General features: G+C 61.5%; 17 protein-coding genes. 7 read left to right on the top strand and 10 right to left on the bottom strand.

Going from position 1 to position 21,123, the window contains the following annotated elements; all coding sequences use genetic code 11:
• Nucleotides 1-208 precede the first annotated feature (208 nt).
• From DJFAAGMI_RS05150 to DJFAAGMI_RS05140, 3 genes are read left to right on the top strand one after another with little or no spacing between them, the layout of a single operon-like run.
• Nucleotides 209-991 (top strand): type 1 glutamine amidotransferase, encoded by a 783-nt coding sequence (locus DJFAAGMI_RS05150; protein WP_211456194.1) that lies wholly within the window; start codon nt 209-211, stop codon nt 989-991.
• 24 nt (nt 992-1,015) lie between these two features.
• Nucleotides 1,016-1,882 (top strand): YwqG family protein, encoded by an 867-nt coding sequence (locus tag DJFAAGMI_RS05145; RefSeq protein WP_249333808.1) that lies wholly within the window; start codon nt 1,016-1,018, stop codon nt 1,880-1,882.
• A gap of 37 nt (nt 1,883-1,919) precedes the next feature.
• Nucleotides 1,920-2,633 carry a ribosomal protein L7/L12 gene (locus tag DJFAAGMI_RS05140; protein WP_211456193.1) on the top strand — a complete coding sequence of 238 codons (714 nt, stop codon included), beginning with the start codon at nt 1,920-1,922 and terminating at the stop codon, nt 2,631-2,633.
• A 46-nt stretch (nt 2,634-2,679) separates the two neighbouring features.
• On the opposite strand, the gene DJFAAGMI_RS05135 is transcribed toward DJFAAGMI_RS05140, so the two are convergent.
• From DJFAAGMI_RS05135 to DJFAAGMI_RS05105, 7 genes are all read right to left on the bottom strand, one after another.
• Nucleotides 2,680-4,128 (bottom strand): efflux transporter outer membrane subunit, encoded by a 1,449-nt coding sequence (locus tag DJFAAGMI_RS05135; RefSeq protein WP_211456192.1) that lies wholly within the window; start codon nt 4,126-4,128, stop codon nt 2,680-2,682.
• Nucleotides 4,125-5,348 (bottom strand): HlyD family secretion protein, encoded by a 1,224-nt coding sequence (locus DJFAAGMI_RS05130; protein WP_211456191.1) that lies wholly within the window; start codon nt 5,346-5,348, stop codon nt 4,125-4,127. Before DJFAAGMI_RS05130 ends, DJFAAGMI_RS05135 begins: the two co-directional genes overlap by 4 nt.
• Nucleotides 5,349-5,364: 16 nt before the next feature.
• A complete protein-coding gene (locus DJFAAGMI_RS05125; RefSeq protein WP_211456190.1) occupies nt 5,365-7,545 on the bottom strand; it encodes an efflux MFS transporter permease in 2,181 nt (726 codons plus the stop codon).
• A 5-nt stretch (nt 7,546-7,550) separates the two neighbouring features.
• Nucleotides 7,551-8,099 carry a TetR/AcrR family transcriptional regulator gene (locus DJFAAGMI_RS05120; RefSeq protein WP_211456189.1) on the bottom strand — a complete coding sequence of 183 codons (549 nt, stop codon included), beginning with the start codon at nt 8,097-8,099 and terminating at the stop codon, nt 7,551-7,553.
• An 85-nt stretch (nt 8,100-8,184) separates the two neighbouring features.
• Nucleotides 8,185-9,102, bottom strand: a complete 918-nt coding sequence (locus tag DJFAAGMI_RS05115) for a pseudouridine synthase (RefSeq protein WP_211456188.1) — start codon at nt 9,100-9,102, stop codon at nt 8,185-8,187.
• Nucleotides 9,103-9,181: 79 nt separating this feature from the next.
• Nucleotides 9,182-10,177, bottom strand: a complete 996-nt coding sequence (locus DJFAAGMI_RS05110; RefSeq protein WP_211456187.1) for a Bug family tripartite tricarboxylate transporter substrate binding protein — start codon at nt 10,175-10,177, stop codon at nt 9,182-9,184.
• Between the two features lie 28 nt (nt 10,178-10,205).
• The gene (locus tag DJFAAGMI_RS05105) at nt 10,206-11,321 is read right to left on the bottom strand and encodes an aryl-sulfate sulfotransferase (RefSeq protein ID WP_211456186.1); all 1,116 of its coding nucleotides are present in this window, start codon (nt 11,319-11,321) and stop codon (nt 10,206-10,208) included.
• Between the two features lie 113 nt (nt 11,322-11,434).
• Here DJFAAGMI_RS05105 and DJFAAGMI_RS05100 point away from each other — a divergent pair, with 113 nt between their 5' ends.
• On the top strand, nt 11,435-12,385 hold the full coding sequence (locus DJFAAGMI_RS05100; RefSeq protein WP_043007755.1) for a LysR family transcriptional regulator: 951 nt from the start codon (nt 11,435-11,437) through the stop codon (nt 12,383-12,385).
• 269 nt (nt 12,386-12,654) lie between these two features.
• Nucleotides 12,655-14,868: an AsmA family protein gene (locus DJFAAGMI_RS05095; protein ID WP_211456185.1), complete on the top strand. Its 2,214-nt coding sequence runs from the start codon at nt 12,655-12,657 to the stop codon at nt 14,866-14,868.
• A gap of 172 nt (nt 14,869-15,040) precedes the next feature.
• Here the strand turns inward: DJFAAGMI_RS05095 and DJFAAGMI_RS05090 are convergent, their stop codons facing one another.
• Nucleotides 15,041-15,937: a LysR family transcriptional regulator gene (locus DJFAAGMI_RS05090; protein WP_211456733.1), complete on the bottom strand. Its 897-nt coding sequence runs from the start codon at nt 15,935-15,937 to the stop codon at nt 15,041-15,043.
• 130 nt (nt 15,938-16,067) lie between these two features.
• On the opposite strand from DJFAAGMI_RS05090, the gene DJFAAGMI_RS05085 reads away from it, so the two are divergent.
• Together DJFAAGMI_RS05085 and DJFAAGMI_RS05080 are read left to right on the top strand one after the other, a co-directional pair.
• Nucleotides 16,068-17,228: an agmatine deiminase family protein gene (locus DJFAAGMI_RS05085; protein ID WP_249333806.1), complete on the top strand. Its 1,161-nt coding sequence runs from the start codon at nt 16,068-16,070 to the stop codon at nt 17,226-17,228.
• Between the two features lie 15 nt (nt 17,229-17,243).
• On the top strand, nt 17,244-18,332 hold the full coding sequence (locus tag DJFAAGMI_RS05080) for an agmatine deiminase family protein (protein ID WP_211456184.1): 1,089 nt from the start codon (nt 17,244-17,246) through the stop codon (nt 18,330-18,332).
• Between the two features lie 161 nt (nt 18,333-18,493).
• Here DJFAAGMI_RS05080 and DJFAAGMI_RS05075 read toward each other — a convergent pair whose 3' ends face one another.
• Both DJFAAGMI_RS05075 and DJFAAGMI_RS05070 read right to left on the bottom strand, forming a co-directional pair.
• Complete coding sequence (locus DJFAAGMI_RS05075; protein ID WP_211456183.1) at nt 18,494-20,044, bottom strand: methyl-accepting chemotaxis protein; 1,551 nt, start codon at nt 20,042-20,044, stop codon at nt 18,494-18,496.
• A 279-nt stretch (nt 20,045-20,323) separates the two neighbouring features.
• Nucleotides 20,324-21,112 (bottom strand): crotonase/enoyl-CoA hydratase family protein, encoded by a 789-nt coding sequence (locus tag DJFAAGMI_RS05070; RefSeq protein ID WP_211456182.1) that lies wholly within the window; start codon nt 21,110-21,112, stop codon nt 20,324-20,326.
• Between the last annotated feature and the right edge of the window lie 11 nt (nt 21,113-21,123).

Raw genomic sequence — 21,123 nt, 5'->3', positions numbered from 1 at the left:
GCAGTGATAGAGTCCGCCTCGCGCCAGCGAGCCGGCAGCCCAGTATGGCACGCTGACGGAAATTGGAAAGCCTGGATGACGCCGGGCCAAGCTGTCCTTCTTTATGCAATCTTGATAGCAGCAGCCACAATCCATGCAAGGGCTTGAGGCCTTAATTCCTAGATTCAAGGCTTCACAACAACCGGCTTGTCCCTCAAGCCCGCCTCTCATGAAGCCTGTCGCCATCCTCCAGCACGAAGCATCGCAAGGCCCCGGCATCCTGCTCGACCACCTTCGCCAGCAAGACATTGCCCATGTGCTGATAGACCCTTGTGCCGAAGGCGCAGCCCCGGCCAATGCGCGAGACTATCGCGGCATCATCGTGCTGGGCAGCAACCATTGCGCCAACGAGCAGTTGCAATGGATCAATGAGGAACGCTGCCTGCTGCAAAGTGCATTGCAGCACGACATCCCCGTACTGGGCCACTGCTTTGGCGCGCAGATGCTGGCCCGCGCCATGGGCGCAGGCGTCTGGCGCAACCCCTGCGCGAATATTGGCTGGAGCGAAGTCCGCATCACTCCCTGCGCTCAGCAACTGATGAACCTGCCCGCGCAAGCCACCATCTTCCACTGGCATTACGACACTTTCGACATTCCGAAGGCCGCCAGACGCACCATGTACGGGCAGCATTGCCTGAATAAAGGCTTTGTCCATGGCCGGCAATGGGCGTTTCAAGGCCATCTGGAAGTGACCGCAGACAGCGTGCGTCAATGGTGCGGCGAGGGGCATCATGAGCTGCTGCAGGCCCGGGGCCCGGCCGTTCAGAGCGCAGCCCAGATCCTGGCCCGGCTGCCGCAACACATAGGCCAGCTGCATGCCATGGCACTGCGCACCTACAAGGCATGGACCGATCAGCTGGACAGACCGGTTTCGGTTTTGTGCAACAGCCCTTCGGAGACTGTGAGCCGATTTCGCCTCAAATCCAATGAATACCTGCACATGCAGCTATGAATTTGCAAGCATCAGCCTGCAGCAATGCAACGAACAGACGTTTTGTTGCATCTGGCGGGCAGTCTCTGGCAAGGCACGGCCGCCGTCTGGGCCAGAATGGCCTGCAAACTCACTGCCCCAAGCTTCATGGACTTCACAACGCTTGAAAAACACCTGGATGCCTCGCCGCTGCTGAAGGCGCACAAGCAATACTTCCTGAATCTGGCCCAGCCCGCCGTCGCCATTCGCCTGGGCCCCGCCAAGGGCACGCCTCTGCAAAGCCGCTTTGGCGGCCAGCCCATGGTACCTGCGGGCTTTGTCTGGCCCGAGCATCCGGACGGTCACTACCTGTTTGTGGGGCAGATCAACTTTGCCGAGCTCCCGGGCGGGCCCGGCCGCCCTGCAGAGCTACCGGCCAGCGGCCTGCTGTCGCTGTTCTACGGCTTTGACGAGGAAGACGCCATCTTCTGGCGCGACCAGGACTATCTCAAGGCGTTCTATTGGCCGGATATCAGCGACATGCATGAGATCCAGGCTCCCCACCAGTGGGTCACGGACAGCCGTGCGCTGCAGTTTGAGAACGGCATCGACCTTCCTCGCCACGAGGAGCTGCGCAAGGACTGGCCAGTAGAGTTCGATGAACTACAGGATTGGCTCCATGGGCTTGAGGAAAGCGGCGATCTGCCTCGCGACTATCTGCTGGGCCGCCCTTCCTGGGACAGCCTGGGCTACGATCCCACGCCCGAGGCCGAGGAACACCCTGGCAGCTCGCACTGGCGCTCGCTACTGACGCTGCAGTCGCATGAGGAATTCCACTGGTGCTGGCAGGACGGCGCACGCCTCATGGCCTTTATCGAGGATGCCAGGCTGCGCGCCAGGGAATTCAGCCACTTGCAGGTGGACTGCGGCTGATGCCGGGTTCGACCGCCACAAGCACAAGGAGCCGCTCATGCCAACACAGATTCCTGCAGAAATCCTCAAGCAATGGCAAAGCGGTCACAAGATCGAAGCCATCAAACAGCTGCGCGAGCAAGCCGGGCTGGGTCTGAAGGAGGCCAAAGACCTGCTGGAAGCCAGCGACGAGCCGGGCTTTGTCCAGCATGGCGCAGCAGAGCGGACGCAGGCCATGCAGCAATTGCGCGAGCAGTTGGACAAACTGGGCATGAAGGATGCCACTTTGCTGCTGGACCAGCTGAATCGGGCCGACACCGTGCCCGGCAGCACCTTCTCTTCCATCAAGACCACCACCACGACCATCAATGGCAAGACCACCACCCGCGTCACCGTGAGCGGCGATCATGCAGAGGCCATAGAGGCGTTGATGTCCGGTGCAAACGCAGTGCCTGCAGAGATCAGGGCCGAGGTGGAAGACGCCATGGCACGCGGCAACAAGATCGAGGCCATCAAGCTGCTGCGCGATGCCACGGGCCTGGGTCTGGCCCAGGCCAAGGAGCATATCGATGCGGCCATGGACGGGATTGCGCTGGACTGGCAGATCCTGCAAGGGCAATCGGTGCGGGCCAGCGCCCCCAACCACTTTCAGCCCGGAGCGCCATCGCCGGGAGAAGTCCCCAGAGGGCAAGGCCGGTATCTGTGGCTGCTGGTGCTGGCCCTGGCTGCCGTCGGCCTTTGGTATTACTTCAATATGCCCTGGAGCCTATAGAAGACAAGCGGAAAACGCTCACTTTTCAGGAGTCTATGACCCGAATTCAAGGTTGCGGGGCAGCTGTATCGGCCAGTTGCCAGCCGCCACCCAGCGCCTGGTACAGCGCCACGGCGTTTTCCAGCTGGCTCTGACGCAGGCGCAGCACTTCCTGCTGCACGGCAAACAAATTGCGCTGGGCATCCAGCTCCTCCAGGTAGCTGGCATAGCCGGCCTCATACCGATCCTTGGCAAAGCCCAGGGTACGACCCAGCACTTTTTCGCGTTCCTTGGCATGCTCCCACTGGGCTTGCAGCTGCTGGGAGCTGACCAGAGCTGTTTCCACATCGCCAAAGGCCTTGATGACCACACCGCGATAGGCATAGGCGGCCTGATCGCGCTGGGCAGATGCCGCATCGAACTGACCCTGCAGGCGACCGCCGTTGAACAGCGGGGCCAGAATGCTGCCGCCCAGCGACCAGACCCGGGCCGGGTTGTAATCCAGCGCGTTGATGAACAGGCTGCCGAAGTTCGCGCTCAGGCTCACCTGCGGCAAAAAGGCCGCGCGCTGTGCCGCAAGATTGCTGTCGCTGGCCGCCAGCAACAGCTGGGCGCGTGCAATGTCGGGGCGGCGCTCCAGCAAGCCCGACGGCAAGCCGGGTGCAGGCATGGCGGGCAGGCTCATGGACCCTAGTCCGGCATGAACGCTCAAGCTGGAGAGGGCCAGGGCCTGTGCCTGCTCATCACCGCTTCCGCCCACCAACTGCATCAGCGTTATGCGCTGGCGCTGCAGCGCCAGAGACAGCTGCTGCACCGATTGCCGCACGCTTTCCAGCTCGGCCAGCGCCTGGCTCTGCTGCAGCTGCGAGATATAGCCCACACGCACCTGGTCGGTGAGCAGACGCACCGCGTCCTCGCGCGACTTCACGGTGTCTTCCGCCACGGCCAGTTGGGCCTGCAGCGAGCGCAGAGCGATATAGGCCTGCGCCACGGTCGCGGCCACCGTCAGACGTACCGCGTCGCGATCCGCCTGGCTGGCCTGCAGGCGCTTATCGGCAGCCCGGCTCAGACTGCCCAGGCGGTCCCAGAGATCCAGCTCCCAGCTCGCTTGCAGCACGGGCTGGGCCGAACGCACATGCACCATCTGGCCGGTTCGCGCGCTCAGGCTGCGATTGGCCGAGCCTGGTGCGCTGAGCGACAGCTGCGGTGCGGCGGCAGAACCCGTCACATCGAGATTCGCGCGTGCCTCCTCCACCCGGGCCAGGGCGGTGAGTACATCGTTGTTGCGCGCAAGCGCCAGCTCCACCCAGCGACTCAGCTGTGCATCACCAAAGGCCTGCCACCAACCGGTCTGGACTGCGCTGGCACCATCTGCGGCCCGTTCCGCGCTCCAGCTGGCCGGCACCGCAGGCTGAGCGCTGTCTGGGGCCCGGGTCAGACTGGGCACGCTGCAGCCAGCCATCAGGAATGCAAGAGCCAGGGGCAAGGCACGCACGGTATGAAGGGCGTTCTTCATGGCTTGGCCTGTTCGGATGCGGAAACTGCAGGCGCCTGAGTTTTTTGAGCCAAATCGGCCTCAATCGCTTGTGGGGTATGCGCTGAATGCTCTACTTTTTGTGCAGTATCGAGGCGCACGATGACCGACATGCCGGGGCGCAGACGCGCCGCATCGGCCTGACCTTCGTCGATGGCTATCTTGATGGGCAGACGCTGGACGACCTTGGTGAAATTGCCCGTGGCGTTGTCGGCCTTGAGCACGCTGAACTCCGAACCCGTAGCTGGCGCAATCTCCAGCACATGGCCTTTGAGGCGCAAGCCGCCCAGCGCATCCACGCTGAAGCTCACGAGCTGGCCGATCTGCACCCGGGCGGTCTGGGTTTCCTTGTAGTTGGCCACCACCCAGTAAGTGGGCGGCACCACATACATGAGCTGCGTACCGGCCGCCACGTACTGGCCCTTGCGCACCGATACCTCGCTGACCTGTCCATCGCTGGGCGCATGGACCACGGTGTTGTCCAGGTTGATCTGGGCCTGACGCAGCAGCGCTTCAGCCATCTGCACCTGGGCCTTGAGAGAGTCACGCCCCACGGTCGTGGCCTTGATCTTTTCCTGGTTGATCGCGATGTCGGCCTGGGCCTTGGCCACGTTGGTCGCGGCCAGGCGCGAGGTGGCGCGCACCTTGTCGCGTTCGTTCAGAGACACGGAGCCTCGCTCGGCCAGCTCCTGCACACGCTTGAGCTCCGCCTGCGAGCGCTGGGCCTCTGCTTCCACGGCAGCCAGACCGGCGCGGCTGGCACTCAGCGTGGCACGGTTCTGGGCCTGTGTCTGTTCGGAATTGCTCAGCTGCGCCTGGGCATTGGCCAGTTGCGCCTGGGCCTGGGCGACGGCCGCTTCATAGCTGCGGCTATCGATGCGCACCAGCGCCTGGCCGGCCTTGACCTGCTCGTAATCCTTGACCAGCACCTCGGTCACATAGCCATTGACCTGCGGAGCCAGCACGGTGACGGCACCACGCACATAGGCATTGTCCGTGGTCACCACAGAGCTGTTGAAAGGCCACAGATTCCAGGCCCGCAGCACGAGCAGCATGCCTGCCAGGGCCACGACCAGCATGATGAGCACACTGCGCAAAGAAGGCTTGATCTTCTTCGGCGTGGGAGGCAATGCTGCAGCGGGTGAAGGGGCAGCTGTCGCCGCAGAGGCGGCGGGGGAATGGGGTTGTTGACTGTCGCTCATGCTCAATCTCTTGCTGTTATCGGTCTGAGTTCCTTGCCTGGGGGCCGGAGCCATCCCGGCCGCCATCGCCGACCGCAGGGCTGCTGCGGGCGTTCTTGTCGATTTCCTGCTCCAGTTCGGCCTCGAGTTCGAGCGCCTGGGCGTTGTCCTGCAGGGGGTCGCGGCTGGCCAGCACGGCCTGCTCGCGAGTCTCGGCCGCTTGCGCCGCGGCAGCCAGGCGTCTGGCCTCCGCGCCTTCGATCACCACGGTCCGCGCCGGACTGGCGGACTCGGTCCGAGCACCCTCTTCCACATCGCCATAGGCATCGGTGGCCGTGGGCTGCACCACCACCGTGACACGCTGCGATGCGTCGGGCTCATGGGCGTTCGCTGCCTCAGGCTCTGCAACCGGAGCCACCGAAGGTGCGCGCTGAGGCGTACCGTCGGTCCCGGCGGCTGCCGCCACCTGGTTGCCGCTTTGCCGTGTCATGGCGCGCACCATGGCGGCAGCCTGGCGCACGCGCGCCGAGGCTCCCAGGCTCCAGAACAGATACAGCAAGGCGATTGCAGCCGTCAGCGCAAACACATCGTTATAGGCCCTGACATTGGCTTCACGCCGCACGATCTGCGACAGCTGCAGCGTTCCCTGGTTGGCGCGCATGGCAGGATCGGGCGTCACCTTGCCGTAGATCTGGTTCTGTATCTTGAGCCGTTCGGCCACCACGGGGTCGGTCGGGTCTATCTGCGCCACCAGGGCCACGGAGTAGATCTGCTCGCGGTAGGTCTGGTAAGTGCTCAGCAAGGCTGAACCCAGCAAACCGCCCATGGCCTGGGTCATGGAGATGGTGACCACGGCGGTTAGCATGTGGTTGGCGCCGAACTTCAGTCCCTGGATGATGCCGGTCAGCATCAGAGGGCCCATGAAGACGCCCGAGCCCACCGCCAGCAGAAACTGGCTGAAGAAAAAGTCCGAAGGGCGGTCCACACTGCTGCGGTGGTGATCGAGAAACGCGGCCACGGCGAACAGTGCAATCGCCACCACAATCTGCTTGCCCATATTGGGAACACCGAAAGTGATAGCAGACAGCGCAATACCTATAATCGTTCCAAGCAAAATCACCATAAATAGCGGCTGCATCTGGTCGGATGTCATGCCCAGCGTGCGCATCAACCCCACCACGCCGTAACTCTGCTCCGCCGTGAGAAAGCGCAGCAAGATGGCACCGATCACGAAACGAATCGTCGGCATCTGCGCGAACCAGCGCGTGTGGAACATGGGGTTGGCACGATGGTGTTCGATGTAAAGCGCGACGCTGAGCAGCGCGATCGCTGCCACCAGCATCCAGGCCAGCCCCGGCGTATCGAACCACCAGCGCGAATAGCCCTGGACCAGCACCGCAATCAACAGGCCCAGGCCCGGAACCATCAGGCTGAAGGTGACGAAGTCCAGCTTTTCGAAGGTCCTGATGTACAGGCCCGATGGCAGCTTGAGCAGCACCACGGCGGCAAAGGACATCAGCGCCAGGCCGGCTTCAAACAGATAGAGGTTGTGCCACTCGCTGTTATAGAGCAGACCCGGCGACAGAATCCAGGCCAGCGGCGTGGCCAGCTGGACCACGCCAACGCCGATCACCAGCATCTTGAGCACATAGGTGCGCGGTGCCGACTGCAGCATGTAGAGCGTGCTCAGCGAGGAGCAGGTCGCCGCTGCCAGGCCGCTGGCCGCACGCAGCAGAATCAGGCTGTCGTAGCTGCCCAGCAGCAGATGCAGCACACTGAGCGCCGCGTAGCAGCCCAGGCCGATCTCGGTGAACAGGCGCATGCCGAACTGCTGGCGGAATTTGTAGACCAGCAGATTGGCTGTCATATTGAACATGACGTAGGCGCCCGTCAGCCAGGCGGCCTCGACCGAGGTCAGCCCCATCTGCCCCTGAATCGTGGGCAGATTGGCGGTGAACAAGGCATTGCCCAGGCCGCCGGTCAGCCCGACCAGGACCGCAATCAGCCCATAGCAGACGCGGATCCAGGGCTCGTGATGGGGCATGGCCGGCGAGCCGGGCAGCGCGGGCTTTTCATGCTCGGCCCAGTCCGGCGGGCGGCGCAGCAGAATGACGGGCCCCTGAGGAATGGTGGGAGGAGCTGAAGCCTGGCTGCTGGGAGGTTTCGGGCCTTCTTGATTGGCTTGAGCCCCAGTGGCTTGTGCTGCAGCTTGACTCATAAACCTCAGGCCTTGATTCCGTCCAGAATGATTTGCAGGGCGCGACGCGCCAGCTGTTTGCGTTGGGCAGGAGTTTCACCACGCAGGGCGCCGCCCAGCATGCCGAACACCAGGGACAGATCCTTGGCGTTCAAGGCCTGCTTGCACAGGCCCTTGGCCACCGCACGCTTCATGGGCTCTTCGAACACCAGCCACATCTGCTGGCGCGCATCAATGACCTCCGCATCGCTCTGGTCCACCGTGCGCCAGTAGTCCACCAGCGTGGCGGAGACGGCGATGCGCTCGCCCACCAGGGCCAGCAGCTTGAAGAAGGCCTGGTCGTCGTCGCGCCAAGCAATGGCAGCGGCCCGGGTCTTCTCGACCGAGCGCTCCAGCAGCGCCACCATGATGGCGCGACGGTCCGGAAACTGGCGATACAGCGTGGCTCGGCCTACCTGGGCACGCTCGACAATGAGATCCAGGGGAGCGGTCACGCCATGCTCGGCAAACACGGCATCGGCCGCGTCCAGCAACTGGGCGCGGCGTTCAGCGGATGGAGGACGGGTGGAGGACATATCGCCAATTATCGGACAATTTTGTCCGATAAATTGCAACACTCAATGTTCCCCCTGCCCTCGCAAGGGTCGGGCAAGACTGTTCTCAGTCGCGCGGCAGCGCCTGCAGGCTGCGCCGGCTGGTGAACTCTCGGCGCTGCCCGGTCAGGGGATCATCAAAGGCCAGGCTGCGTGCCAGCAGCTGCAAGGGCCTGGAATAGTCGCCCGGCTCCGGGTCGTCAACCACGGGATAGAAGGCATCACCCCTGAGCGGCAGCCCCAGCGCCGCCATATGCACACGCAGCTGATGGCGCTTGCCCGAGACCGGGCTGAGCCGGTAGCGTGCCCAGGCCTTGTTGTGCTCGATGATTTCCATCAGGGTGCGGCTGTTGGGCTCTCCCGCGACCTCATGCATGCGAAAGAAATGCCCGCTCTCCTCCATGCGGCTCACGTGTTCGCGCGGAAAGCTCAGCTCAGCACGGTAAGGAGCCACGGCCTCGTAGACCTTGTGAATGGCCCTGTCCCTGAACATCCCCTGATAGATGCCGCGTGTGGCGCGCTGCAGCGAAAACACCACCAGTCCCGCGGTGTCTCGGTCGATGCGATGAATCGGCGACAGCTCGGGCAGATCGAACTCGCGCTTGAGCCTGACCAGCAGCGTGTTCTGCAGATACTGGCCGGCAGGAACCACGGGCAGAAAGTGTGGCTTGTCGGCGACGAGCAGATGCGCATCGCGATGGATGACTTCAGCCGCAAACGGAATCTCAGGCTCGCCTTCCAGCTCACGATAGTAGTAATAGCGCAGCCCCGGCATGAATGCAGCGTCCGGGCCCGCCATCTCTCCGGTTTCGCTGACCACTTGGCCGGCTGCCATGCGACGCAGCCAGTCTGCGCGCCCAACGGCGGGCAGGCGTTCGCACAGGAAGTCGATCAGCAGCCCCTCGCCCTGGGATGGCAAGACCACACAGCTAGGGCTGACGCCATCGCGCACGGGCAGAACCTTGGGATCGTGGGAGTTATGCATGGCGCGGGATTTTAGTGGCTGGCCCGACTCCTCGCGTTCATGGCGACATGGCCGCGCCAGCGATGCGACTTCGCGCCGGCTAATCCGTTCGGATATTGGCTTTGCGAATGGTGGTCTCCAGAACTCTTTTCTCCTGCTCCAGATAGGCAAGGAACTGGGGATGCCCCATGCGCACGGGCTTGAAGCCGGCCTCCGTGAGCTTTCTGGCCATCTCGGGGTCCGCTTGCAGAATCGCGATTTCATCGGCAAGACGCCTGACGATCCGGGCATCCGTGTGCGCGGGAGCCAGCAGGCCTTGCCAGGCCTCGACCTCCAGATTGCGAAGAGCCGGCGTCTCCGAAAGACTTGGCGCCTGGGGCAGCGTGATCAGACGCTGGCGAGATGTCACACCCAATGCCTTGACCTTGCCCTCCAGAACAAACGGCTGAGCCAGCGCAACAGGCAGCACGGCAAGGTCGATCTGACCTCCTGCCAGCTCGGTCAGCACCTGCGGGCCAGATCTGTAGGGAACATGTACCAGATCGATACCGGACATCTGCTGAATCAGCTCCCCTGTCAGGTGCAGGCTGGTTCCGATGCCATCGGTGCCCAGGGTCAGTCGCCCCGGCTTCTGGCGCGCAAGTTCAATGAGGTCGTCCGCACTGCCCGCCGCAAGTCCCGGACGGGCGAGCAGCACAAAGACCGAAGAGGCTACAGGCGCCACGGGCTTCAGTTCCTGCAGACCGTCGTAGCGGAACCTGGTCGGCGAGATCAAGGGGGCAACCAGCACCGAGCTGGCCACACCGAAGAGCAAGGTATAGCCATCGGGCCTGGCCTTGATGACACGCTGCGTTGCAATCGTCCCCGATGCTCCGACCATGTTCTCGATGATCACGGGCTGGCCCAGGCGCTCGGCCAGGCGTGGCATCACCAGTCTGGCTGCTACATCCACACTGCCGCCCGGTGCGAAGGGCACCACCACCGTCAGTGCCTGGGAGGGCCAGGCCGTTGCTGTCGCCTGGCTGGCCAGTGGCAGTTGCTGAAGCAGTGGAGCGCCCAGCGCCCAGGCTGCAAACTGTCTGCGTCGTATTTGCATGATGATCTTTCTGCGGGATCGCAAGGGTTCAGCGGGACAGCCAGGGCAGTTGCTCTGCCTGATAGCGCCAGGTCTGGAACACCGTGTTCACGCGCCCCGGGCCTGTGCGTCGTGCAGCGGCATCGGGGTACTCGCCGAACCAGGGCAGGATGAATTCCCAGACCACCTCGCCCTGCGGCGTCACTTCAAACAATCGCCCGGTGGCGGACTCCGTGATGTGCGTGTTGCCGTTCCAAAGCCGCTGCGCGCTGCCCATGAAGGCCGTGTAGAAGGCGTTGACCATCTCGTCCTGGTAGCTCCATGCGATCTCGTGGGAAACAGGATCTATCTCCAGCACCCGCGAGAAAGCCACATGGGCTCCCCGGCGGAAGTTGCCGTTGTCAAAGGTCAGGACATGGCCGTTTGCCAGCGGAACCGGAGCATGCTGATGCGAGACCACCGAAGGCGGGATATGCAGCTTCACGTTGCCGCTGGCCTTGTCGACGCCAATGATTCCCGAGGTCGTGCGCAGACTCATGAACACCGTTCCGTCGGCCGCAAGCCCAAGGCCGTTGACCAAAGGCCAGTGATAGCGGCCAAAACCCGGGTGAATGGGAAAGTCCTCAGGCTCCAGATGCTCCCAGGCCTTCCATTCCCAGACCAATCGACCTGTGCGGTCCACTTCCCGGATCACATCGCCGTACATCAGCTCATCAGCGCCAAGCGAGGTGCCGCCCGGCACCCTTTCGGCAAAGCCCTTGGGGACAGGGACGCAGGCTGCATAGAGCAGATGGCCATTGGGCAACCACTGTGCGTCATGGTGGTGTGTCGGGTCTTCATAGCGCCAGACCACCTCCCCATCGGGCCTGACCTCGTAGAAATCACCGCCATGCCACATGGACCAGGGTGCGTAGAGATCAGGCGATTCACGATGGTTGCCGTTGTAGCCGAGATTGCCGTTAGGCAGGATGACCGCATGGCGGCCGGCGCGTACGGGCAGCTTCCACTCATGAGCCACCTGACCATGGATATCTATGAGGTAGACATGTCCATCGGCCGTCTGCGGCGCGATCAATGTGTAGCCGCCGGCGCTCAGAGCGCTGTCATGAGCAATGAGACCTGTGCCGCGTCGGCGTTGGGTGACCTGGTCAACGGTGGTAGCCATGGGGTTCTTTCTGTGACTTGAGGGATTGATGGCTGTCACTCTAGAAGTTCAACAGCGTCAGGAATAGCTGTTTGTTTTTTAAGAGGTGTCAGAAAAAAATTTACACTCAGGACATGCCAGCAATTTCCCAGGCTTTTCGATGCTTTGACGAGGTGGCGCGCCGAGGTTCGGTGCGCAAGGCCTCGGCAACGCTGCACCTGACCGCTGCAGCGGTCAACCAGCAGATCCTCAATCTCGAAGCGCAGGTGGGTCAGCCTCTGTTCGACCGGCTGCCCAGAGGCATGCAGCTCACGGTGGCGGGCGAGATCGTGCTGGCAGCGGTGAGACGCAGCCAGCGTGACTTCGACAATGCCCTGGCCCAGGTCGAGGACCTCAATGCCTTGCGCCACGGGCATGTGAGCGTGGGCGTTCCACACGCAACAGCCGAATACCTCGTGCCCCAGGTGATAGCGGCAATGCATCACCGCTATCCCGACATCACCTTCAGCGTGCGTGCCGGCATTGGTGAAGAGCTGCTGCGACATGTGGCGCAGGGCGAGATCGATGTGGCCTATTGCCTGCGCCGAACACCTCCTGCCGGGGTCGAGGAAATGCGCTCCTGGGCCCAGCCCCTGGGGGTGGTGATGGCTCCGGACCACCCTCTGCGCATGCGGCCGCGGCTGCTGCGTCTGCGTGACTGCCTGGCCTATCCGCTGATCATGATGTCTCCCGACATGGAGTTGCGCAGCATGCTGGAACGCCTGGGCGATGGTGCGCTGAGCCGGACCCAGCCACTGGTGCAAACCAGCAGCATCCCGATGGCCCGTCGCCTGGTGGCAAGCGGCCAGGCACTGGCCTTCATGCTGCCGGACAATGTGGCGGAAGACGTGGCAGCCGAGCGTCTGAGCTGGCGTGCGCTGCACGATGCCGGGGCGCTGCTGCACAGCTGCGCCTATCAGCGCACGGGCTACGCGATGGCAGCCGCAATGGAAATGTTTCTGACCGAGCTAGAAAATGCCGCTGATGAATTGAAGGCAAACTTTGATACCGGTGTTTCCTGGTCCATCGGCAATCTTGCTGTTTGACCGCACAGGATCGACAAGCATCGGAGACGCACAGGCGCCTCAACGCAGAGGGTGCCTTTGCGCAACGGCGCAGCACTTCATGAAGCGCCGCTGCCTTTGCTGCAGATGCCTGCACTCGTGACACCAGCAGGCTTCAGACTGCCACACCGTATCCCGGATCGGTCGCGACGTCTGAGCTGGTCACATGCGGGCAAGCCTGCATCAGGCAATTGGATGACGAGGCATTTCACCTATGCGTAATAGCATGTGGCAAAAAGGATGCAACAGCCATGGTCGACACCACCAGTACTTCAGCCCCTGAATCCACTCCTGCACATTCGCGCCTGGCACGTCGCTGGCTGCGCTGGGCAGCCATTGCGATGGCGCTGCTGCTGGCTCTGATTCTGGCAGCGGCACTGCTGATTGCCTTCATGGACTGGAACAAGCTCAGACCATGGATCAATGACAAAGTCAGCAGTTCCACAGGCCGCGAATTCGCCATCAATGGCGATCTGCAGCTGCAGTGGACCTGGCCACAGCCTCTCGATACGGGATGGCGTCACTGGGTGCCTGGCGTGGTGGTGCATGCCAGCGATCTGACACTTTCGCAACCCCAGGGCTGGCTGGTTCAGCAGGCACCTGAAAAAGCCGATGACAAGCAACCGGTACTGCCAGCGACGCCCAAGGAACTCAATACCGGTCGCCTGCCCGGGCAAGGCCAGGCAGCGAACGAACAAAGGACAGCAGCAGATGACGACGACGCCATAGCCGATGCCGGCCGGCAACCGCCCGAGCGCGATGCCCGCACCATGGTCACCGCCGCAAATGCCACGGCCAGCCTGCGCCTTTGGCCGCTGCTGGCCCGCCATGTCCAGCTCGACTCCTTGCTGCTGCAGGCTCCCGACATGGTGCTGGCCCGCAATGACAAGGGCGAGAACAACTGGACGTTTGACAAGCCCACCAGCAGCGGCCCCAAGTGGAGCTTTGACATAGGCCAGTTGCGCATCAGCGATGGTGTGCTGGGCTGGTCCGACGCCATCAAGAACATGGCCGTGCGTGCCCGTATCGACACACTGCGCAGACCAGTCAGCGCCGACCAGCCCTACGGCATGCGCTTCGGCCTCACTGGCTATCTGCATCAGGGCAAGACCCGCGCGCAGATTCAGGCACAGGGTCTGGCCGGACAGGTACTTGATCTGCGTCAGGATAGGCTGCGCTTTCCGCTGCGCATCTCGGCCAGGGTCGGTAGCCTGCAAGCCTTCGCAGAGGGATTTCTCGACAACCCCAAGACCCTGGACGGTCTGGACTTTCAAGTGAAGGTCCTCGGCAAGAGCATGGCCGACCTGTTTGAGCTCACAGGCCTGCTGCTGCCCGCCACGCCCCCGTTCGAGACCAGCGGCCACCTGATCGGCAGCCTTCAGCCAGGCAAGGCCGTCTGGCAGTACGAAAAATTCAAGGGCAAGCTGGGGCAGAGTGATCTGAGCGGCGATCTCCAGTACCGCTCGGCCCAGCCTCGGCCCCAGCTGACAGCGCAGCTGCGCTCCAAACAACTGCGGCTGGTGGATCTGGGCCCGGTCATCGGCGCAGCGCCTTCCGGAAGCTCCGGCAAGCCCCAGCCCGTCAACGGCCGGGTACTGCCGCAGGTCCGTTTCCAGACCGAGAACTGGGACAAGATGGATCTCGATCTGCGCTATGAAAGCAACCATATCCTGCGCCCGGAAGCCCTGCCCATAGAGAATCTCAGCGTGCACGCCCTGCTGGACAACGGCAAGCTCACCCTGTCGCCGCTGAAGTTCGGCTTCGCCGAAGGCACGCTGAATATCGATGCCCGCGTGGACAGCCATGCGAAGCCGGTAGCTGCCAAGCTCAATGGACAGGTGCAGTCGCTCAAGCTCTCCGCGCTGTTCCCCAAGGTCGAAAAGATGAAGAAAAGCCTGGGCCAGCTCGATGGTGCAGTCGCCCTCACCGGGCAAGGCGAGTCGCTGGCCCAGTGGCTGGGCACAGGCAATGGCTCGCTGCGGCTGTATGTGCGCGATGGCACTTTCAGCGCTCAACTGCTGGACCTGGCAGGGCTGAACGTCGGCTCCATCGTCATCGCCAAGCTGTTTGGCAACGACAAGGAAGTGCAACTGCGCTGCGCCGTGGCCGACCTCAATGTTCAGCAAGGCATAGCCCGGCCACGCATCGCCAAGCTGGCCACCACCGAAGCCGTGGTTGAGGCCACGGGCCAGATCAATCTGGCACAGGAGCAGCTCGATCTGCGCATCGTCCCCGAATCGCTGAAGTGGAAGTTCTTCTCGCTGCGCACGCCGCTCTATGTGCGCGGCAGCTTTGCCAAGCCCGATGTGGGCTTGGAGCCTGGCCCCTTGGCAGCCCGTGCCGGGGCTGCGGTAGCTGCTGCAGTTTTTGCGCCAGCAGCACTGGCACTGGTGCCGCTGACGGTGCCTGCGGCCGACGACGATGTGAACTGCAAGCAATTGCTGACTGAAGTACGCAGCCGGTAAACGAAAGCAAGGGTAGGCCACCGATTCTCGACTTCGCGCCGAAGTTCATTGCTATCTGCTTATCTACGCACGACCAAAATAAGTCATCAACGCACCGGGACTCAGTGACGGCTTCATTGTGGAACGTCATCAGGAAATGAACGGATGTATCAAATCTCGAATGCCCCGGGGCCTAGGAATGAAGCTCGGTACTCTGGGCACGTAGCCAGTTGAACACCTGCAGGACAATTTGCGAACGCGCCTGTTTCTCCATCCCCGACAACCACCAGGTAGAGCCAGGCAAGCGCGGATATTCCGAAAGTATTTGCAGTTGACCACGTGCGAGGCTGGCGTCTACCAATAGACGCGGCAGACAAGCAATACAGCCTCCTTCCAGAACAGCTTCGATCAAGAGGCGAGCGTCGTCATAAATGGCTCGCTTCCTGAAGCGTGCCAGCGGCCCCAGGAACAGCGGAGCAGTTACGTCACTCGTCAGACTCTCTTCCAGACAGATCAAATCCGCATGCAAATGGTGCTGTGCCTGCGGCACTACGGCTAACTTCCGAGCCAGATCGCTGTTCGCTACGAGTACCCATTCATCCTGAAAAAGTGGTAGTTCCTGCAGGCCAGGTTGCAAAAGAGGCCTGTTGCCGATAGCGATATCGACATCAATTTCGTCGACAAAACGGGCACTCTCATCCACGGACAGCAGCAGACATAGCTCGGGCAGTTGAGCTTGCAGTTCTCGCAATCTTGGCTGCAGCCAGCCATGTAGCAAGGGTGCCGGGCATACCAGCACAACCAATCCTGGATCCAGATAAGTGGCGATTCTTCCGAGGCCACTGCGCAAAACGGTCAGTGTGCGTTGAACACTGCGCAGCAGCACTTCACCTGCGACGGTTAGTTCCACTCCCCGCCCTGCCCGCCGGAACAGCGGCTGCATGACCTGCTCCTCCAACTGTTGCACCTGATGGCTGATGGCCGACTGTGTCACGTGCAGTTCGTCGGCTGCACGCGAGAAACTGCCATGCCGGGCCGCAGCCTCAAACCCCATGAGCAATTTCAGAGAAGGAATGCGATGCTCTGACATATGAGAAAACTTAATAATTTCCACAAAATCATATCATTTGTCCTCATGTGACACCCCATCCACAATGCCGTCCATTGCGATGCGGGGGAAATTTCCCCGCATTGATTCTTTTGATTGATAAGGATGAGTGATGAGTACACGTCGATATTTCATGCGTGGTTGTGCGTCGGGTGGCAGCGCGATGGCGATGTTGGGTTTGCTGGCAGCGTGTGGCGGAGGCAGTGATAGCGGTCCAGACACAAGCCCGGTCACTCCGCCCTTGGACAACGGCAACACCAGCAATCAGGGCCAGGACTGGCATATGCCCGACGAGGCCGAAGCACACAAGGCGACGTGGATGGCGTATGGCGCCTCGAGCGCAATCTGGACACGTGCGCAAGTACCGCAAGTTCAACTGGCATTGGTGCGCATCGCCAACGCCATTGCAGCCTATGAACCCGTCAACATGCTGGTTCGCCAGAGTGAACTCGAAAATGCACGGCAGTTGCTTGATCCGCGCGTAACGCTGATTCCCGCCCAACTTGACGATCTGTGGATGCGCGACACCGGTCCCGTCTTTGTACGCAAGCCCAATGGAGAGCGAGCGTGTGTGAAGTTCAATTTCAATGGCTGGGGGAAAAAGCAGCAGTTTGACCATGACGGCCTGGTCGCCGATGTGGTCAGTGCCTATGTGAAATTGCCGCTTCTTGCCACACGCCTGGTCCTTGAAGGCGGAGCATTGGAAGTTGACGGCAAGGGAATGGCCATCATCACGGAAAGCTGTGTGCTGAACAGCAATCGCAATCCAGGCTGGAGCAAGGCCGATTGCGAAGCAGAGTTACGCCGTTTGCTGGGTATTCGCAAGGTCATCTGGCTGCCCGGCATCAAGAACAAGGACATCACTGATGCCCACACAGACTTCTATGCTCGCTTTGTACGTCCCGGCGTGGTGGTTGCTCACCGCGACATGAACCCTGATTCCTATGAGTATGCGCTGACCAGGCAGCACCTGGATATTTTGCGAAGTGCCACCGATGTCGACAATCAGCCGCTAAAAATCGTCATTGTTGATGGACCCGGCCAGATTCGCCCGGGAAATAATCCGGACACTTTCGCCGCTGGTTACATCAACTACTATGCAAGCAGCCGCGCCATTTTCTTGCCCGAATTCGGGGATGCGAAAGCTGACTCGATTGCCAAGGACATATATACGCAGCTGTACCCAGGACGCGCAGTGGTCCAGATCAATATCGACCCTATCGCTGCCGGCGGCGGTGGCATCCATTGCACCACGCAACAGGAAATCATTTAAGACTGGGGGGGCCATATGCAACGACGACATTTCCTGAATGCCGCTCTCGGCCTGACAGCAGGTACAGCTGCTGGCATGCATGGATTGCCAGCTCTAGCGGCCGGTCGCTGGCGCATGCCCGACGAAGGGGAGCGCCATGCTGCCACCTGGATGGCCTTTGGCGCCAATGACGACGTGTGGGGAAAACGTCTGAAATCGGGCGCGCAGGCAAACCTGGCACGCATTGCACAAGCGATTGCCAGTGTTGAACCCGTTCACATGCTGGTCAACGAAGAAGACTACGACCTTGCGGCGCGGTTGTGCGGCAACAAGGTCAAGCTGGTGGTGCAGCCCATCGACGACCTCTGGATGCGCGACACAGGACCGGTCTTTGTGAAAGGGGCCGGCGGAGCGTTAGCCGGTGCGAACTTCAATTTCAATGGCTGGGGTGAGAAGCAGGACTACGAGGACGATGCGCTGGTCGCCGGCTTCGTCGCCGGGCGCGCGGGAGTTCCCGTTCTTGAAAGCTCGCTGGTGCTGGAAGGTGGAGGCATCGAAGTCGATGGCCGCGGCACGGCCATCATTACGGAAAGCTGCGTGCTCAACGCCAACCGCAACCCTGGCGTAGGCAAGGCGCAATGCGAAAAAGAGCTACGCCGAGTGCTGGGCATCGAGAAAGTCATCTGGTTGCCAGGTATTGCAGGTCAAGACATCACCGATGGCCATACCGACTTTTATGCCCGCTTCTGCGCGCCCGGTGTGGTGGTGGCTGGCTATGAAAGCGATTCGTCCTCGCCTGAGCATGCGGTCACACGTCGCCATCTCGAAATCCTGCGCAAAGCCACGGATGTGCGTGGTCTTCCATTAAAGGTTGTGACCATGCCAGGGCCTGACCATGTTCGGCCGCAGTATGAGAACAAGGACTTTGCTGCAGGCTATATCAACTTTTATGTATGCAATGGCGCGGTGCTATGCCCTGAGTTTGGTCATGCGCAAGCCGATCGCAACACAAAAGCGATCCTGCGTGAGCAATTTCCTGGACGCGACATCGTGCAACTCAATATTGACGCAATCGCAGCAGGCGGTGGCGGCATCCACTGCACTACCCAGCAGCAGCCGGCCTGAAATGTTCAATAGACCTGTCCAGAATGCTTTAAGGCAAGATGGTGCTGGATTGTTCCAGCCATTTATTTGAATGCCAGCGATCGGCGGCAGCCAGAAGGCATACAGCCTCCTGCACTGCCGCAGGCAAGCCTTTCAGCTTCGGTCCCAGTCGCTCTGCAAAATCACACGCTCTTGAGGCGGAAGACACTGACCATCCGCGACAGATCACTGGTCTGCTGCTGCATGGATTGGGCGGCAGCCGTGGACTCTTCCACCAGGGCCGCATTCTGCTGTGTCACCAGATCCATCTCGGCCACGGCACGATTGATCTGCTCGATGCCGCTGGTCTGCTCATGGCTGGCCGCAGTGATCTCGCCCATGATGTCCGTCACGCGCTGAACGCTGCTGACGATTTCATCCATGGTCTGACCTGCCTGACTGACCTGCGCACTGCCCTCTTCCACCTTGGTCACCGACGCCTGGATCAGCAGCTTGATTTCCTTGGCTGCTTCAGCGCTGCGACCGGCCAGAGAGCGCACTTCCGATGCCACGACAGCAAAGCCACGGCCTTGTTCTCCGGCACGGGCCGCTTCCACGGCAGCGTTCAGCGCCAGGATATTGGTCTGGAAGGCAATGCTGTCGATCACGCCGATGATGTCGGAAATCTTGCGCGATGAGTGGCTGATGGCCCCCATGGTCTCCACCACCTGAGACACCACCATACCGCCCTTGACGGCCACATCGGAGGCCGACAACGCCAGCTGATTGGCCTGACTGGCGTTATCGGCATTTTGCTTGACGGTGGAAGTCAGCTGCTCCATGGATGCGGCCGTCTGCTGCAGGGAACTGGCCTGCTCTTCCGTGCGCGCAGACAGATCATGGTTGCCCGCCGCAATCTGGCCGGATGCCGTCGCAATGCTGTCCGTGCCCTGACGCACCTGCCCCACCAGCCTATCCAGACTGGTGTTCATATCGTGCAAGGCCTGCATGAGCTGCCCGGTCTCATCGCTGCTGTTCACATGGATCTGGGCCGTCAGATCACCATCGGCCACGCGGCGGGCCACACCGACCGCATGCTTGAGCGGAGCGGTGATGCCTTGCGTCAGACGCCAGGCGCTGACGGTGCCGATGGCCAGAGCCAGCAAGGCCAGAACCAGAAAATACGTCTTGCTGCTGCTCTCGATCTGCTCCACTTCTGCCGCCTTGGCGTCGAGGCTGGCGCGCTGCAGACTCAGCAGTTCTCCGAGCAGCTTCAGATAGCTCTGGGCGGCCGGTACATAGCTGTTGATCAGCGTGGACTCCGCCTCTTCAGCCATGCCGTCGGCCTTGAGCTGGCTGACCTTGTCGCGGCTGGCGAGATAGGTCTTGCGCACCTGCATGATCCTGTCCATGATCTCGCGCTCCGCAGGCTCGGAGATCAGGGGCTCGATCTGCTTGAGCACATTGCCTGTGCTCTTGGTAGTGGCGGCCGCGTCCGCTGCCAGAAACTGCACCAGACTTGCGTCGCTGCTCTTGGCGATGGCCGTGGTGCGAGCCACGGCCACGCTGACATTGCTGTTCCAGTCGCTGATCAGGCGCTCCTTGGTCAGCGGCTCCTGCATCATCTGCTGCGTGGCCTTGCCCACCGAGTGCAGCTGCCAGATGCCGATAACCGTGATCACCACGGCAAACGCCAACACCACTGCGAACCCCAGGCCCAATCGAGCACCAATGTTCAGCTTGGTCAATCTCATCGCTTTCATCCATTTCTAAGAAAAATACATGGCCCGCAAAGCGGCCATTTCTTGATGTGAAATGGGCCAACCCGGCCGAGCTGCTTGCCGCGCCATTCGCCTACGGCAAATCGCAACATGATGTAATCGGTATTATCCAGGGATTACGTCACAGGATTGGCCGACCTGAAGCATCAACGCAGCAAGCAAGGTGCTGCTGCCTTAGCCAAAACAAGCAAGGGCGCAAAATGCGCCCTTGCTTGTCTTTGTTACCTGGTCTGGCTACGCAAGCCTGCGGGATCATGAGAAGCGAGGAGCCCGCTTCTCGACAAAGGCCGTCACGGCTTCACGATGATCTGCCGTTTTATGGGCAATAGCCTGATAGCCGGCCGATATTTCCAGCAGTGAAGCCAGCGTGGCATTCTGGCCCTCGCGCAGCAGACGCTTGGTCATGCGCATCACCCCGCCCGGATTGGCGGCAATCTTGCGCGCCAATGCCCTGGCGGCCGGCAGCAGTTCATCCGGGGACACGACCTGGCTCACCAGGCCACAGGCCAATGCCTGGCCTGCGCTGATCGCCTCTCCCGTAAAAGCCATTTCGCTGGCCTTTGACATCCCCACCACACGCGGCAGCAACCAGGCCCCGCCATCACCGGGAACAATGCCCACACGGACAAAGCTCTCCGCAAAAGTGGCATTCTCCGACGCAATCCGGATATCGCACATGCAGCTCAGATCCAGACCCGCTCCGATGGCCGGGCCGTTGACGGCGCAGATCACGGGAACATCCAGCTGGTAGAGGGCATTCGGAATTTGCTGAATTCCCTGACGGTATTCCTCGCGAATCATGTCGGGAGTGAGTGCATCATCGAAATAGCGCCTCATGTCCTTGACATTGCCGCCGGAGCTGAAGATAGAGCCGGCGCCGGTCAGGATCAGGACCTTCACGCTGGCGTCCAGGCGCACATCTGCACAGAGCTGCACGAACTCCGCAACCGCCGTATTGCCGGTCAGCGCATTGCGTGTCTCCGGCTGATTCATGGTGACGGTCAAGATACCGCCATCGCGTTCAATGTTCAGAAATGCCATGTTTCATGGTC

The organism is Comamonas brasiliensis, from assembly GCF_018292285.1.
GTDB lineage: Bacteria > Pseudomonadota > Gammaproteobacteria > Burkholderiales > Burkholderiaceae_C > Comamonas > Comamonas brasiliensis.
The sequence above is the reverse complement of the archived record's forward strand: the minus strand, read 5'-3'. Positions and strand labels throughout refer to the sequence as shown.